This window comes from Streptococcus sp. 'group B' (assembly GCF_002073795.1).
In the GTDB taxonomy this organism is placed as follows: domain Bacteria; phylum Bacillota; class Bacilli; order Lactobacillales; family Streptococcaceae; genus Streptococcus; species Streptococcus agalactiae.
In genome coordinates this window covers 333,545-350,290 of record NZ_CP020432.1, presented here as the reverse complement: position 1 = coordinate 350,290, position 16,746 = coordinate 333,545, and the positions used below count along the sequence as shown (strand labels likewise).

At 35.2% G+C, this 16,746-nt stretch carries 16 protein-coding genes; 5 read left to right on the top strand and 11 right to left on the bottom strand.

Going from position 1 to position 16,746, the window contains the following annotated elements:
* Positions 1-88: 88 nt before the first annotated feature.
* From A6J68_RS02010 to A6J68_RS01995, 4 genes are all read right to left on the bottom strand, one after another.
* Positions 89-1,249, bottom strand: a complete 1,161-nt coding sequence (locus A6J68_RS02010; protein WP_000612109.1) for a glycosyltransferase family 4 protein — start codon at positions 1,247-1,249, stop codon at positions 89-91.
* A gap of 1 nt (position 1,250) precedes the next feature.
* Entirely contained in the window at positions 1,251-2,006 is a 756-nt protein-coding gene (gene mecA / locus A6J68_RS02005) for an adaptor protein MecA (protein WP_000425371.1), read from the bottom strand.
* A 119-nt stretch (positions 2,007-2,125) separates the two neighbouring features.
* Entirely contained in the window at positions 2,126-2,965 is an 840-nt protein-coding gene (locus A6J68_RS02000) for an undecaprenyl-diphosphate phosphatase (protein WP_000905327.1), read from the bottom strand.
* 45 nt (positions 2,966-3,010) lie between these two features.
* Positions 3,011-4,894 (bottom strand): DUF2207 domain-containing protein, encoded by a 1,884-nt coding sequence (locus tag A6J68_RS01995; RefSeq protein ID WP_000710510.1) that lies wholly within the window; start codon positions 4,892-4,894, stop codon positions 3,011-3,013.
* A gap of 135 nt (positions 4,895-5,029) precedes the next feature.
* On the opposite strand from A6J68_RS01995, the gene A6J68_RS01990 reads away from it, so the two are divergent.
* The 4 genes from A6J68_RS01990 (at position 5,030) to A6J68_RS01975 (ending at position 8,386) form a co-directional block, all read left to right on the top strand.
* Positions 5,030-6,580 (top strand): ABC transporter substrate-binding protein/permease, encoded by a 1,551-nt coding sequence (locus A6J68_RS01990; protein WP_000722379.1) that lies wholly within the window; start codon positions 5,030-5,032, stop codon positions 6,578-6,580.
* A 9-nt stretch (positions 6,581-6,589) separates the two neighbouring features.
* Positions 6,590-7,330, top strand: a complete 741-nt coding sequence (locus tag A6J68_RS01985; protein ID WP_000189496.1) for an amino acid ABC transporter ATP-binding protein — start codon at positions 6,590-6,592, stop codon at positions 7,328-7,330.
* A 341-nt stretch (positions 7,331-7,671) separates the two neighbouring features.
* The gene (locus tag A6J68_RS01980; RefSeq protein WP_000768368.1) at positions 7,672-7,902 is read left to right on the top strand and encodes a hypothetical protein; all 231 of its coding nucleotides are present in this window, start codon (positions 7,672-7,674) and stop codon (positions 7,900-7,902) included.
* 367 nt (positions 7,903-8,269) lie between these two features.
* The gene (locus A6J68_RS01975; RefSeq protein WP_000818733.1) at positions 8,270-8,386 is read left to right on the top strand and encodes a putative metal homeostasis protein; all 117 of its coding nucleotides are present in this window, start codon (positions 8,270-8,272) and stop codon (positions 8,384-8,386) included.
* Between the two features lie 91 nt (positions 8,387-8,477).
* Here A6J68_RS01975 and A6J68_RS01970 read toward each other — a convergent pair whose 3' ends face one another.
* The 4 genes from A6J68_RS01970 to rpmB all read right to left on the bottom strand — a co-directional run bounded on the left by A6J68_RS01970 (position 8,478) and on the right by rpmB (position 11,859).
* Positions 8,478-9,362, bottom strand: a complete 885-nt coding sequence (locus A6J68_RS01970; RefSeq protein WP_000052520.1) for an SPFH domain-containing protein — start codon at positions 9,360-9,362, stop codon at positions 8,478-8,480.
* Positions 9,363-9,509: 147 nt separating this feature from the next.
* Positions 9,510-11,174 (bottom strand): DAK2 domain-containing protein, encoded by a 1,665-nt coding sequence (locus A6J68_RS01965; RefSeq protein ID WP_000036700.1) that lies wholly within the window; start codon positions 11,172-11,174, stop codon positions 9,510-9,512.
* On the bottom strand, positions 11,174-11,539 hold the full coding sequence (locus A6J68_RS01960; protein WP_000216444.1) for an Asp23/Gls24 family envelope stress response protein: 366 nt from the start codon (positions 11,537-11,539) through the stop codon (positions 11,174-11,176). Before A6J68_RS01960 ends, A6J68_RS01965 begins: the two co-directional genes overlap by 1 nt.
* Before the next feature lie 131 nt (positions 11,540-11,670).
* Positions 11,671-11,859 carry a 50S ribosomal protein L28 gene (gene rpmB, locus A6J68_RS01955; RefSeq protein ID WP_001140949.1) on the bottom strand — a complete coding sequence of 63 codons (189 nt, stop codon included), beginning with the start codon at positions 11,857-11,859 and terminating at the stop codon, positions 11,671-11,673.
* Positions 11,860-12,097: 238 nt separating this feature from the next.
* On the opposite strand from rpmB, the gene A6J68_RS01950 reads away from it, so the two are divergent.
* Positions 12,098-13,015 carry an L-lactate dehydrogenase gene (locus A6J68_RS01950; protein WP_000197055.1) on the top strand — a complete coding sequence of 306 codons (918 nt, stop codon included), beginning with the start codon at positions 12,098-12,100 and terminating at the stop codon, positions 13,013-13,015.
* Positions 13,016-13,099: 84 nt separating this feature from the next.
* Here the strand turns inward: A6J68_RS01950 and A6J68_RS01945 are convergent, their stop codons facing one another.
* The 3 genes from A6J68_RS01945 to A6J68_RS01935 form a co-directional block, all read right to left on the bottom strand.
* Positions 13,100-13,981, bottom strand: a complete 882-nt coding sequence (locus tag A6J68_RS01945) for a class II fructose-bisphosphate aldolase (protein WP_001018987.1) — start codon at positions 13,979-13,981, stop codon at positions 13,100-13,102.
* Between the two features lie 139 nt (positions 13,982-14,120).
* A complete protein-coding gene (gene argH / locus A6J68_RS01940; protein ID WP_000164580.1) occupies positions 14,121-15,509 on the bottom strand; it encodes an argininosuccinate lyase in 1,389 nt (462 codons plus the stop codon).
* Between the two features lie 18 nt (positions 15,510-15,527).
* The gene (locus tag A6J68_RS01935) at positions 15,528-16,718 is read right to left on the bottom strand and encodes an argininosuccinate synthase (protein ID WP_000514053.1); all 1,191 of its coding nucleotides are present in this window, start codon (positions 16,716-16,718) and stop codon (positions 15,528-15,530) included.
* Positions 16,719-16,746: the final 28 nt, after the last annotated feature.

Genomic DNA, 16,746 nt, shown 5'->3' with positions numbered 1-16,746 from the left:
ACCCGATATTATATTCTAAATAATTATAGCAAAAATGAGGTGTGACTGCTATCTAAATGATTAAAACTAAAAAAGCCTTTTCAGGCTTTTATTTTTGATGCTTATCGCTATATTTAGCAATAACACTTTGTCTGTAATCACTGTTGCCAATGAACTTTAAGAGATTAAATAGCGGTGTCCGATTCTCACCCCAAATATTTAAACCTTCTATAAAAATTTCCATTACTAATAGTAGAGCCAATAGAAGAAAAATTCCCCCAATACGACTAGAAACATTTAAAAGCAAAGCGATAAGCGAAAAGATAATTGCAATACCATAAACAACTAAAACTGCTCCTCTATGTGTAAATCCCATAGATAGCAATCGGTGATGCAGGTGCATCTTATCAGCTTCAGAAATCTTTTTCCCTGATAATTTACGCCTCACAATAGCAACAGCTGTATCCAAAATAGGAACTCCTAAAATAATGACAGGTGTTATCACTGCAACAGCTGTGGAGTTTTTTAAACCTTGAAGCGATAATACACCAATCATAAATCCTATAAACAAGGCACCAGCATCACCTAGGTAGATAATGGCTGGATGATAATTATAAGGGAAAAAACCAACTATTGAGGCGATTAAAATAACAATAGTTAGCGTGAGAAAAAAATCTATTTTAGGTAAAAAGAAATAAGAAACCACTGCCATCGTTGCTAGACTGATGATTGAAACACCACTAACTAGACCATCTAGACCATCAATCAGATTGATAGCATTAGTGATTGAAATAATCCATAAAACTGTCAAAAAGAAAGTTAAAATAGGACCAAACTCCAAGAGTGGACCACCTATTGGAATCTTAAAACTATCAAATCTAAAATGTGTAAATTTCCATATGATAATAGCTGCAATAATAATTCCCAACATTTTATAACGAGGTCTTAATTCAAAGATGTCATCTATAAATCCTGTTGTTGTAACTACGAGACCGCCAATAATTACAGGCAAAATGTAGTGAAAATAAGAGACTTCTATAAAGTGTCTACTGGCCGCCATTGGCATGAAAAATAATGTTGTTACAACAAAGGAGAGAAATATTGCTAAACCACCACTACTTGGCATTGGTACTTTGTTGATTCTTCGAGCGTTCGGTTTATCAACCGCTCCTACCTTCAAAGATATAACTCGAATAATAGGAGTTAGAATGATTGATAATAAAAATGCTCCAATCAATACAAAAATATACTCAATTGTAAAAGGTATCATTTTATCCCATCTCAATCATTTGTAATTTTGAAATAGCATCATCATGAATCAATTGAATACTATGCTCTTTCAAGTAAGCTCGTGTTTTTGTGCCCACATTAGCATGTTCAAGCATTCGAGCATACATCAAATTAGCAAAGTAGCTTGGTTGGTTTTCCAAGTCTAGCAAAATTGTCATATGATAGCCTTTACCATTTTTATAGAGTTCAGAAGCTTCTATTGGAAAATCAATCGTTTGTGAAAATCGAACTACAGCTTCAATATTATCAAAATCAAAGACATAGTGAACATATCCAATCGTTTCTACTTCCTTTTCAGGTTGTTCTTCAGAAACATTTTCCTCAACTACTTCTTGAGTTGCTTTATCCATCATATTTTCAATTTCTGCTAATTTGGCATGGGCATCCGTATCCCCTTTTTCCAACATCGATTGTTCCAAGGTTTTAAAAAAGTCTTCTGGAGACATTTTTGAAATGTCACCCAAATCTGCTAATTCTTCTAAATTTAAATCTTTACTTAATTCAGACTTTGTAACAAAAACATCAATGCGATCTTTTTTAGGTGTTACTCGAAAACTTAACATACCACTATTTTTAAAGTTTTCTGGCAAGTCTAATTCATCCATGACAGAATAGAAAAATTCCTCAGTCTTCTCCTGAGGGATTAGGAAATCTTTCAGCTCCATACCACGATCTTCTAAATCTTCCATACTAATTGTAATTTTCAGTGTTGTTTCACTGATTTGTTTCATTTCCATATCATCACCTCATACGAGTATTCAGTTTTCTTATTATACCGAAAAAGCTATTTTTTAGCAATTTTTCACAGCCTAACACGCTAAAAAGCTGAGGAATACTCAGCTTTTTATGTTATATTTTAGAATAAATGAACAACTAACCAGTAGAGGATGAGTAAACTTCCTAAGACTATACGATACTTACCAAAGATGGTGAAATCGTGTCGTTTGACATAGTCTGTCAAGAAACGAATAACATATAAACTAACTACGAAAGCTGTCAGACTTGCTACTAAAAGTATTAAAGATTGGTCTAAACTCAAGACGTTACCATCTAAAAAATATTTAACCGCCTTAAGTCCACTATAACCAAACATAGTTGGGATGGCAAGGAAGAAAGTAAAGTCAGCAGCGACCGAACGACTAGTTCCAATAATAATTGCTCCTAAAATAGTAGCTCCAGAACGACTGGTTCCCGGAACAATACTGAGAACCTGGAAACATCCAATCAAGAAAGCTGTCTTGTAAGACATACTTGCCAATTCGGTTACCTGTGGTTTGAGGTGTGCATTACGTTTTTCAACCCATATGAAGACAAAACCATAAAAGATTAGGGCTATTGCAATCGGAATCATGAAATTAAAATGAGCTTCAAACCAATTATCAAATGGTAAAGCAATTAAAATAGATGGAATACAAGCTATCACTACTTTTAACCATAATTGCCAAGTTAAACGAATTTCTCTAGCAGATTTACCTGGCTGAAATGGGTTAAGGCGTTTAAAATAAATGACAATAACTGCCATAATTGCCCCAAGTTGTATAACAATATTAAACATTTCAACAAAGGATTTGCTTTGGTTCAACTTCATAAACTCTTGAACCAAGATTAAATGGCCAGTACTAGAAACAGGTAACCATTCTGTCACTCCCTCAACGACTCCTAAAAATAGGGCTTTGAGTAATTCAATTATTAACATAATAACTCCATAAATTTTTCTTTATTATACCATACTTTTGGAAAATTAGAAGGCACCGCCACCTCCGCCGCCTCCGCCGCCTGAGAAACCACCTGAAGAACCGCCTGAATTAACACTAAAATTAGAAGCGTGACTAACATCTTCAGTTATCGTTGAAAAATGATTACTAGATTGATTGACTGAAATCGCAAATCGATGACTATCAATGTTTGCAAATCTTTCTGGAATATCTATTTGGTTCACTCTGAGTACTTTCTCAACACGGTCAGCGTAGCCGAATAAAGTAGCGTAAACCAATATTCGATTCCATAATACGATACTTTCTAACTCTGAACGATCAAACGATTTGATATCCCTTAGCATGTTCCTAAAACTAGTCCATTGGTAGACACGACTTGCTCCATCTTCAGTTACAATATAACCGTTACTTATTTTTCTTGTCATCATAAAAATGATTTTATTCAACAACAGGATAACACCAAACAATAAGAGATAGATACAGAAATAGGTAAAATAATTTAAAAAAAGCGTATAAATTATAACAACAAAAGAAATAAGAGGTGATAGGTAACTGAATCTTTTTAACCTAGATAATTCTTTAGACTCTTCTGAAGACATTTTACGATAAGGGGATGAAATTCCCTTTCTTCTAAGAGAGTTTATATTGTCTTTAGAAATCAACCTTGTGAGACGCGTAATTCTTGATAAGGCATTACTTCCTCGGCGTCTCATTTGATTTTGCAGATCTGAAGCCTTGTGCTGCTTTTTCAGTTCACGTAGTGTTTCTTTATAACTAAATTGGTAATTAGAAAAGAGTTGATCTGGCTTCAAACTCGTAGAATCCGCAAAAGCAAACTCTATAAAATCTATTTCTGCATCAGAAGCTCTATCTAAGTTAGCTAGAGATAACAAGTTATCATCATAATTCAATACTTTTCTATCAATCAAGTCTAATAGAATTGACTGTATGAGTTGTTCTTGACTGATAAGGTGAGTTTTCTTCTCCTCATCTTGAAAATTTTTAAAGCTCATACTATAAATGCTTTGAGTTAACTCTAATGGTGAAAGGTCCTCAGGTGCTTCATATAAATGATGATCCTTAGGGAATTGCCCGTATTTATTAACTTTTTTTCTAAACAGGAACACCCTAATTGAGATGAATAGTGTCACAATAATAAAGAATGAAGGTAATAATATCCTTAACAAGAAACTTAGGATAAAACCATGACGCTCTATTATCTTCTCTTGATGTTCAATTTTTTTCTTGTAATTATTTTTACTGTTTGTAGGTAGATTAAAATAAGATCTATCCCAATAACCATGAAATTCTAATCGTTTGTTTACATTAAAAGCTGTCAAATGGTAACGATTATTATTTTGTCTTATTTTAGGAGGAGTTTTAAGATAACCCAAGTGCCCCCAAAGACGAGAAAGAGCAACCTTTTTGTCAGTTGATATCCAAAAATCTACTTTCTCTAACGTTTTATCCCAGTCGCTAATAGGAATCCAGTTAAGTTCACCAACATCCTTATGCATAAATAGAACATTTTTTAGTTTCCACTGAACATTGACTTTAACAGTATCACCTGCTTCACCACCATTAAACACTTTCAAACGGTAGCCATCCTCCAAATCTTCTATCTGGTAACTAACTTTCCTTACTTTACCATTAATTGAAACTTCAACCTGTGGCTTATTATTAATATCAAAATTGTCAGGTAACTTACCCGCCGTACCTAACGTGACATACTGTCCATTATAGGACGAATCAAATTGGTAAGTAACCTTCTCTGTAAAATCAGCACTATTATCATTGTGAATAGTTAGATTACCCTCATAATGAGGAATGTTATAGTCCACCTCATCTGCTTGAACTGAAACCATAAAAAAACTAAGAGCTAAACAAATAGCCAAAAAACATTTCTTCATTATCATCCTCCCTCCTTTGTTTGTATACCATTTTAACATAAAAATACAATTAATCGCTTTCAATAAGATAATGATATTGAAATCGACCTTGTTTTTCGGTAAAATAGGAGGAAGTAACTTATCGGAGGCTGTTGAATGAAAAAAATATTACTAAGTTTATTCACTGCTTTGCTTATCACCTTTGGAGGTATGACAAGTATACAAGCAGATGAATATCTACGTGTCGGTATGGAGGCAGCCTATGCGCCTTTCAACTGGACACAAAATGATAACACAAATGGTGCAGTTCCTATTGAAGGAACTGATCAATATGCTAATGGTTATGATGTACAAGTCGCTAAAAAGTTAGCTAAAAAGTTAAATAAAAAAGTTGTTGTTGTCAAAACAAAATGGGAAGGCCTTGTTCCAGCACTAACTTCTGGAAAACTCGATATGATTATTGCAGGAATGAGTCCTACCGAAGAACGTAAAAAAGAAATTAATTTTTCAAAGCCTTACTACATTTCAGAACCTACTCTAGTTGTTAACGCTGAAGGAAAATATACTAATGCTAAAAATATTAGTGATTTCAAAAATGCTAAAGTAACTGCCCAACAAGGAGTCTACTTATACAACCTCATTGATCAAATCAATGGTGTCAAAAAAGAAGTTGCCATGGGGGACTTTAATCAATTAAGACAAGCTGTAGAATCTGGTGTTGTAGACGCCTATGTTTCAGAACGTCCAGATGCAACTTCCGCTCAAACTGCTAATCCTAAATTAAAAATGATTGAACTGCACCAAGGGTTTAAAACATCTGATGCCGATACAAATATTTCCGTTGGGATGCGTAAAGGTGACAATCGTATTAATCAAGTCAATCAAGTTCTCGAAAGCATTTCTAGAGATAAACAAATCGCCTTGATGGATAAGATGATTAAAGAACAACCATCCGTTAAAAAAGAAAAAAATGGAAAACCAAACTTCTTTGAACAGATGGCAACTATTTTAAAAAACAATGGTTCTCAATTCCTCAGAGGAACAGCTACAACCCTCCTAATTTCTATGGTAGGAACTATCGTCGGATTATTTATCGGCCTTCTCATCGGTGTTTTCCGTACAGCACCAAAATCTGACAATAAGTTAAAGGCTGCCTTACAAAAATTATTAGGTTGGTTACTTAACATCTATATTGAGGTCTTCCGCGGGACACCTATGATTGTACAATCAATGGTTATCTACTACGGAACAGCACAAGCTTTCGGAGTTTCGCTGGACCGTACACTAGCAGCTATATTTATTGTTTCAATCAATACTGGTGCTTATATGAGCGAAATTGTACGTGGTGGTATTTTCTCTGTTGATAAAGGACAATTTGAAGCCGCAACTGCACTTGGTTTCACCCATGGACAAACCATGCGAAAAATTGTTCTACCACAAGTTGTACGTAACATACTCCCAGCTACTGGTAATGAGTTTGTTATCAATATCAAAGATACCTCTGTACTGAACGTTATCTCTGTTGTCGAACTCTACTTCTCTGGTAATACTGTTGCAACACAAACCTACCAATATTTCCAAACATTCACCATTATTGCGATTATTTACTTCATCTTAACCTTCACCGTAACACGTATCTTACGTTACATTGAAAAACGTTTTGATTCAGATAATTACACAACCGGTGCGAATCAATTACAAGTCTAGGAGGTTGGTATGACACAAGCTATTTTAGAAATTAAACATTTGAAAAAATCTTACGGAAGCAATGAAGTGTTAAAAGACATTTCGCTTTCGGTCAACAAAGGCGAAGTTATTTCTATCATTGGTTCTTCTGGATCAGGAAAATCAACTTTCCTACGTTCTATTAACCTCTTAGAAGAACCAAGTGGAGGAGAAATCTTATATCACGGTCACAATGTTCTTGAAAAAGGCTATGATTTAAATAATTATCGTGAAAAACTTGGGATGGTCTTTCAATCTTTTAACCTCTTTGAGAATTTAAACATCTTAGAGAACGCTATTGTTGCACAGACTACTGTTCTAAAACGTGAACGCCAAGAAGCTGAAAAGATTGCTAAAGAAAACTTAAATGCTGTTGGCATGACTGAGCAATATTGGAAAGCTAAACCAAAACAATTATCAGGTGGGCAAAAGCAACGTGTCGCAATCGCCCGAGCACTTTCTGTTAACCCAGAAGCTATACTTTTTGATGAACCAACTTCAGCCTTGGATCCAGAAATGGTTGGTGAGGTCCTTAAAACAATGCAAGATCTAGCTAAATCTGGATTAACAATGATAATTGTGACACACGAGATGGAATTTGCTAAAGAAGTATCAGACCGCGTTATTTTCATGGACAAAGGAATCATTGCAGAGCAGGGTACTCCTAAGCAACTTTTCGAAAATCCAACACAAGAAAGAACTAAGGAATTTCTACAACGCTTCTTAAAATAAAATTTATCCACATTTAAATATAGACTATTTATACCCCTACAGGTTTTGTCATTGTCATCATTACAATGGAACTGGAGGGGATTTTTTATTACCACATCTTTGATGAAATCTACGACTAGCCTCAACTATAGATCAAATTAGACAGTCGTTATTGGATTGTATACTATTAAATAAGTTACTAAATCTCATTTTTTAATTTTAATCGATATTTAATTAATTATATATTTGTTTAAAATTAAAAACATGTTGTTTTAATGAGCTTTTGATGATATAATATAGTATGCACAAAATGAACTAACCACTGTGCAAGAATAGTTTATTATCTTTGAAAGGATTTTATAATGAAACTTAAAATCAGTGTTTTAACAGCAGCTTCAGCTGTCACTCTATTATTAGCTACTTCAGCAAGTCTTGCGAAGGCAGACACAGTGTCTTATCCTTCACGTGATGCCGGATTTATCTACTCTCGTGGGTATGCGCCTTCTGAATCAAGCTATCCTTCACGCGATGCCGGGTTTATCTACTCTCGTGGATACGCTCCAAAACACTTCCTAAGTGCTTACGATAAATAAAAACTGACCTTATTAACTTAACCGATACACTTTCACAAGTATAAATTTTCATTCAATTACATTAAAAATAATTATTTAGTTTGCTGAAAAACGATCACTCATCGATCGTTTTTTTATATGCACAATGATAGCCATTAGCTACTTTCTCGTTGGGTATTTTCCTCATTCATCTTTCACTTAACATCACTTGTCAAATCTAAACCTCATTAATAAAGGTTTAATATATCTTTGAACTTATTACTTTTGATTGATATTTAATTACTTTGCTATTTATTTTTAAATTTATCAACAAAGTACTTTACCAGTTAATTTTTTTGTGGTATACTGGTGTCTGTTAACGTTAATAAATTGTCTATAGGAGGTAATCATGGCTGAAAAAACAGACCTATCGTCAGCCTATCGCAGACTTAAAAGTCCTAACATTAAAACTAGAAAACGTGCTCTGAAAATCATTCATGAGTACAAACGTTACGGTAAAAAATAACTTTTTTCCGTCTCTCCAATTATAATAAATAAGTCAGACACAAAATAACCAGAGCAAATGCTCTGGTTATTTTGCTTCTATAAAAAGTTCATTATCTTGTTTTAAGAGCAGATAAAACTTGTGTACGAATATCTTCAACACCTTCTGGGTTATTTGGTAAGAAAATCGTTTGATTACCATTAATAGCAAATGTATTTAAAGTATCTAAATATTGATTTGTTAACAAGATAGACATGATTTGTTCTTCTGTCAATGTCACGTTAGCATCTTTCAATTCTTGAATCGAATCAGCTAACCCATCTACAATTGCTTTACGTTGTTGCGCAATACCCACACCATGTAGACGATCTTTTTCTGCTTCTGCTTCTGCAGCAGTTACAATTTTGATCTTATCAGCATTCGCTAATTCTTGAGCTGCTACACGTTTACGTTGTGCAGCATTGATTTCGTTCATGGATTGTTTTACTTCTGCATCTGGCTCAACCTTAGTAATTAAAGTCTTAACAATGATGTAGCCGTATGTTGACATTTCTTCTGCCACTTGATGTTGAACTTCCAAGGCTATTTCATCTTTCTTTTCGAATAGCTCATCTAATGTAAGTTTAGGAACTGATGAACGCAAAGCATCTTCGATATAAGATTTAATCTGAGCTTCTGGCTTTATTAATTTGTAATAAGCGTCTGTAACGTTATTTTCATTGACACGATATTGTGTAGCAATATTTAAAGTGACAAAAACATTATCTTTTGTTTTTGTCTCAACTATAATTTCACTCTGTAAAAGACGTAACTGCACTCGTGCTGCAATCTTATCGATACCCAATGGTACACGAATATGAATACCGCTAGTAGCAGTCTTTTGATATTTACCAAAGCGTTCAATGATGGCTACCGTCTGTTGTTTAACAACGTATAAAGAAGTTATCAACAGAACAATCACTAAAACCAAAATAACCGTAAGAATAATTAATGACATCATAAATCTCCTTTGTATGAATGTTTTAAAACAATTCTAGCACAATTTGTCAAAATTTTCAAAATACTGATGCTTTATCATACTAAAATAGAAACTCTGATAAAATAAAAAATTAGAAGTATCTCTCCTAATTTTTTATTTTATCAATTATTCAACGCTCATGAGGTATGGATATACAGGTTGATCTCCTTGGTGGATCTCAACTTCAACATCTTCATAAGTCTCCTCAAGATATTCCGACAAGGTCTCGGCTAATGCTTGTTTACCATCTTCACCAACATAGATTGTCACGATTTCACTATCTTCATCAATCATTTTATCAAAAGTGTCTTTAAGTGCTTTTTCCATATCTGGTGTAGATACTAGAATTTTACCATCAACCATCCCAAGGATGTCGTTTTCATGAATTTCAAGGCCATCTATCGTTGTATCACGAACAGCTAAAGTCACACTACCACTAATGACATCTGAGAGGCTATTTGTCATATCAGCTACATTAGTTTCAAGAGACTTAGCAGGATCAAAAGCAAGTAAGCTAGTAAATCCTTGTGGAACTGTACGTGTCTCTACTACTGCTGCTGGAATATCAACGACATCTGCAGCTGACTGTGCAGCCATGAAGATGTTCTTATTGTTTGGTAAAATAATAACATTTCTAGCGTTTACTTTTTCAATCGCTTTTACAATATCTTCTGTAGATGGGTTCATAGTCTGGCCGCCAGAGATGATATAATCAACACCTTGTGATTTAAAAATCTCAGCTAGACCGTCACCAGCTACAACAGCAATAATACCATATTCTTTAGTTTCTTTGACAGTTTCTTCAACTTCAACCTTTTGCATTTGGGCATCATGTTGGTTACGCATGTTTTCAACTTTAACCTTCACAAGCGATCCATATTTCAAACCTTCTTGCATAACAAGACCTGGATCTTCTGTATGAACATGAACCTTGACAATTTCATCATCATTAACAACTAGTAAAGAATCCCCTAGATTGCTAAGATAACCTTGAAATTCTTCGTAGTTAAATTCCTTAACGTAAGTTGGTCCTTGCTTTAAACCAACCATGACTTCTGTACAATAGCCATATTTAATATCTTCTGTGGCTACGTGGCCTACTACAGCTTTATGGTGCTCTGCATTAACCATTTCAGTCATTGTTGCGGGAGTTGCTTTAAAATCTTCTGATGCGATATATTCCCCAGTCAGTGCTGAGAGGAAACCTTCGTAAATAAAGACGAGTCCTTGACCACCAGAATCAACAACACCAACCTCTTTAAGAACAGGTAGCATATCCGGTGTTTTAGCAAGAGCACGCTTAGCACCTTTGAGAGTTGCGCGCATAACTTCAACTGCATCATCAGTTTCTTCAGCTTTTTTTAGAGCAGCGGTAGCTGCACCGCGTGATACTGTCAAGATAGTTCCTTCAACTGGTTTCATAACGGCTTTATAAGCTACTTCAACACCATTCTGGAAAGCGTGTGCCAAATCTTGACCCGTTAATTCTTCTTTATCCTTGATACTTTGACCAAAACCACGGAATAATTGTGATGTAATTACACCTGAATTTCCACGTGCTCCCATCAATACACCTTTAGAAAGAATTTGACCAACTTCTCCAACAGTCGTCGCTGGTTTGTCCGAAACTTCCTTGGCTCCGTTTTCCATAGTCATCCCCATATTCGTACCAGTATCACCATCTGGAACTGGGAATACATTTAATGAGTTGACATACTCTGCCTGTTTACTCAGACGTGTACTGGCAGCTTGTACCATTTCTTGGAATAAACTTGTCGTAATCTTTGACACTAATCTTCTCCTACAACCTTAATACTTTGCACATAAACATTCACCATATCAGCAGATAAACCAAGCTGATTTTCGAGATTGAATTTCACTCGCTCTTGAATATTTTTTGAAACTTCACTAATTTTGACGCCGTAACTCATGACAGTATAAACATCTACTGCGATGCCCGCTTCACTAGACCTCACAACAACACCTTTTGCGTAGTTTTCCTTACGCAAAAGTGCTTGAAAGTTATCTTTGATAGCACTTTTACTTGCCATACCAACAACGCCAAAAATTTCCGTTGCTGAACCTCCAACGACAGTTGCAATAACGTCATCAGAGAGTTCAATTTGACCATCTCTTGTATTGATTTTTACAGTCATATCTACTACCTCAAAAAGTTTTTATCACTCTATTCTATCATATCTCACTATTATTGTAAAAAAATAGAGGTATCTAACTATCAAATCAGCCTTAGAAACACTAAAAAAAGCCCTAAGGCTTTCTCAGTTTATTAAACGCGTTCTACTTTACCAGATTTAAGCGCACGAGCTGAAACCCAAACTTTTTTTGGTTTACCGTCGATAAGAACAGTAACTTTTTGAAGGTTTGGTTTAACAGTACGTTTTGTTTGGTTCATCGCGTGTGAACGGTTGTTACCAGAAACTGTTTTACGTCCTGTGAAATAACATACTTTAGCCATTTTACGAGTTCCTCCTATATTGATCAATATTTACGGATGTGCTAGCACCACATACTAGACTATTCTATCACAACTTACTTCTTCTAGCAAGTTCTTTTCAAAATTACTTTTTCATTTGTTTTATCTAAATCGCTTACATATTTTTTATAATAAGACACACTTCCTTCTAATTCATTTTTTAGTTTACATTTTCTTTCAAAATATTATAATAGACAACAATAATCAAAGGAGGTTTCATATGACACGTAAAATTGGAATTATAGGCATGGGGCACGTTGGATCAACTGTTGCACACGCTCTTATTGCACAAGGTATTGGTGATGATTATGTCTTTATTGATACTAATGTTGATAAGGTTAATGCTGATATGATTGATTTTCAAGATGCTCTGGCAAATGCTACTTATCACGCTAATATAGTATTAAACGACTATGACGCGTTGTCAGATGCTGATGTTGTGATTTCAGCCTTAGGTGATATTTCACTACAGAATAACAAAGAAGCTAATCGCTTTGCTGAACTACCATTTACCAGTAAAGAAGTCTACGACGTTAGCCAAAAGTTAAAATCATCTGGTTTTAGAGGGATCCTTATTGTCGTTACTAATCCTGTTGATGCCATCACCCAGCTTTATCAAGAATATACTCAATTTCCTAAATCACGCGTTATCGGAACAGGAACCTTATTGGATACTGCTCGGATGAAAAGAGTGCTTGGTCAACGCCTACAAGTTGATCCAAGGAGTATCGGTGGTTATAATCTAGGAGAGCATGGTAACTCCCAATTTGTCGCTTGGAGTCAGGTAACTGTAAAAGGACAACCAGCTATATCACTATTAAAAGTAGAAGAATTAGAACAGATAAAAGAAGCTTCTTTAAAAGGCGGGCACACTGTCTTTTTTGGTAAAAAATATACTAGTTATGGTATCGCTACCGCAGCTGTCCGCATCGTTTTAGCTGTGTTAAATGATTCCCATGAGTTACTACCTGTATCTACCTTCTATGAGTCCGAAGGGGTTTACCTTGGATATCCAGCTATTATTGGTAGAGTAGGAATTGTAGAAAGAATTTCTCTTTCACTAAGCCCAAAAGAAGAGCAACAACTCACAGATTCAGCGGCATTTATTCGAAATTATCTTAAGCATATCAATCTTTAAAGAGTATCTATTTAATAAAAAGTCATATAATCCAAAAAAAGCTCACCATAAGTGAGCTTTTAACTATTATCTGTTTTATGTTAATTATGCTTTGTTTGCTGAACCAAACACGTCAATACGTTCTTCAACTGCTTCTGTAATTGCATCGAAACCAGGTTTCAAGAATTTACGTGGGTCAAAGAGTTTTTTCTTCATGTATTCAGCTTCGTTAGCGTTGAATTCAACAGCGTAGTCACGAGTTGCTTGACAGAAAGCTAATTGACATTCTGTGTTAACGTTAACTTTAGCAACACCAAGTTTGATAGCTTCTTGGATTTGATCATCAGGAATACCTGAACCACCGTGTAACACGATTGGGAAACCAGGAACAGCTTCAGTCAATTTCTTCAAGTGATCAAGGTCAAGTCCTTCCCAGTTTGCTGGGTATGGTCCATGAATGTTACCGATACCTGCAGCCAAGAAGTCAATACCAGTTTCAACCATAGCTTTAGCGTCTTCGATTGGTGCTAATTCACCTTTACCGACAATACCATCTTCTTCACCACCGATAGTACCAACTTCAGCTTCTACTGAAATACCTTTAGCATGTGCTTTAGCAACAACTTCGCGTGCTTTTTCAAGGTTTTCTTCAACTGGAAGGTGTGAACCATCAAACATAATTGAAGTGTAACCTACTTCAATACACTCAAGGGCATCATCGTAATGACCGTGGTCAAGGTGGATAGCAACTGGTACAGTAATACCCATTGATTCAACCAAAGTTTCAATAAGTTGTTTACAAAGTTTGTAACCACCCATGTATTTAGCCGCACCCATTGAAGTTTGGATAAGTACTGGAGCTTTTTTAGCTTCTGCTGCGCGCAAGATAGCTTGAGTCCACTCAAGGTTGTTTGTGTTAAATCCACCTACTGCATAGCCGTTATCACGAGCTGCTTGGACGAATTTTTCTGCTGAAACGATTGCCATTATTCAGGCCTCCTATTTATTTTTTGGGCGTTGCCCACTTACATGTTAATTCTAGCACAATTCTATAAAAAATGCTAGTTTTTTACTGAAAATACGTGAGAAACTTAACAGAGTTAAACGAGGTTTTTTCAGAAAGCAGTCATTCCGCTTTCAATTCTTTACGTGCCAACAGGATCTGTTCTTTAACCTGGTCAAACCCTGTTCCTCCTAATGAATTTCTTCGTTTAACTGCTGTCTTTGCAGTTAATATCTCATAGATATCGTTTTCTATCAACTCTGAAATTTCTTGATAATATTTTAAAGGTATATCCTGTAAATAAGAACCATTTTTACTGCATTCTAAAACCAATTTACCTACAATTTCATGTGCTTTTCTGAAAGGTACCCCCTTACTTGCTAAATAATCTGCTAATTCTGTTGCATTTGAAAAATCAGTCTCCGTTGAGGTCATCATTATGTGCTCATTCACAGTCATTTTCTCAAGCATATTAGCCATGATTTCAATAGCTATGCTGACTGTTTCTACGCTATCAAACATCCCTTCTTTATCTTCTTGTAAATCTTTGTTATAAGCTAACGGCAATGATTTCATAACAGTTAGTAAACTAAATAAATTTCCATAAACACGGCCTGTCTTCCCTCGAATTAATTCTGCCATATCAGGATTTTTCTTTTGAGGCATAATAGATGATCCTGTAGAGAAAGTATCTGATAATGTGATGAATTGATATTCATAACTGCACCAATTAATGATTTCTTCACAAAAACGTGATAAATGCATCATTAAAATGCTAGCATTGGATAAAAATTCTATGATAAAGTCACGATCTGAGACAGCATCAAGCGAATTACTATATGGTTTTTCAAAATCTAATAAACGAGTTGTCATATGGCGGTCAATAGGAAATGTTGTCCCTGCTAGAGCTGCTGCTCCTAATGGTGATAGATTGGTGTGTTTCATATTAAACTCTAATCGCTCTGTATCACGCGTAAACATATTATAGTAAGCCATTAGATGATGTCCAAATGAAATCGGCTGAGCATGTTGTAAATGTGTATATCCTGGCATAACAGTATAGATATGATTTTCTGCTAAATTAACTAAGGTTGTTCGTAAATGAAGCAATTTCTTCATCATTTCTTGCAATTTATCTTTCAAATAAAGGTGCATATCTGTAGCCACTTGATCATTTCGTGAACGTGCAGTATGAAGCTTACCTGCTACTTCTCCAATTTCAGCGGTTAATAAGCTCTCTATGTTCATATGAATGTCTTCATTTGATATGCTAAAAGTCAATTGACCTGCTCTGTATTTATCTTGCAGTATTTTTAAACCATCTTTTATCAAGCCTGCTTCTTCTTGACTAATAATATCCGTTTTGCCTAACATTGTGACATGGGCCATAGAAGCCTTCATATCATAGGGAGCTAACTTTTGGTCGAAACTGATTGATGCACCGAACTCTTCAACCCATTTTTCAAGACTACTTTCAAAACGACCACCCCATAACTTATGATTTTTTGTCATCCTCTTATCTTCCTTTATTTATCCTTTGTTTACTTGTGCATTAACTTGGGTTGGAAGTCCCCAGAGTTTGATAAAACCAACTGCTGCATCTTGATCAAAGTTATCAGCAGCTGTATAAGTTGCTAAGTTCTCATCATATAATGAATTAGACGAGTGGCGAGCAACGACTTTGGCAGAACCTTTATATAACTTAACTTTTGTAGTACCATTAACCACTTTTTGTGTTTCTTTGACATAGGCAATGATAGCTTTTGTAGCTGGACTAAACCATAAAGCATTATAAATAAGATTTGATAGTTCATTTTCAAGGATAGGTTTAAAATGAGACACTTCACGGACTAATGTTAAATCTTCAATTTCTTTATGAGCAGCTAACAGTACCATTGCCGCAGGACATTCATAAATTTCACGTGATTTGATACCGACTAAACGATTTTCAACATGATCAATGCGTCCAATACCATGTTTTCCTGCAATTTCATTTAGCGATAAAATCAAATCTGCTAGTGTCATTTCTTGATTGTTTATAGCTATAGGCTTCCCATTTTGGAACGTAATATCAATATATTCTGCACAATCAGGAGCTTCTTCTGGTGATTTTGTAATACCAAAAGCTTCTTCTGGCGCTTGATTCCAAGGATTCTCAAGCACACCACATTCATTGGCACGTCCCCATAAATTTTGGTCTATAGAATAAGGGTTATCTAAATCTGCTGGAATAGGTACGCCGTTAGCTTTTGCAAAAGTAATTTCCTCTTCACGATGCCACTGCCACTCACGAACAGGGGCAATTACTTTTAATTCAGGATCTAGTGCTGCAATTGCAACTTCAAAACGCACTTGGTCATTTCCTTTACCTGTACATCCATGTGCAATTGTGGTCGCACCTGTTTGATGTGCCATTTCAACTAATTTTTGGGCAATAATTGGACGACTAAGCGCTGAAACAAGCGGGTATTTTTGTTCATACATCGCATGTGCCTGTAAAGCTGGTAAAACAAAATGCTCAGCGAACTCATCTTTAACATCTAAAATATAAGATTCTATGGCACCTATTGTTAAAGCTTTATCGTGAATAAAATCAAGATCTTTACCTTCGCCAACATCCATACAGACAGCAATAACGTCATAATCTTTTTTTAACCAAGCTATAGCAACAGAGGTATCTAAACCACCAGAATAAGCTAAAATTAATTTTTCTTTTCCCATAAAAAATCCCCTTCCAAATTCCTATATT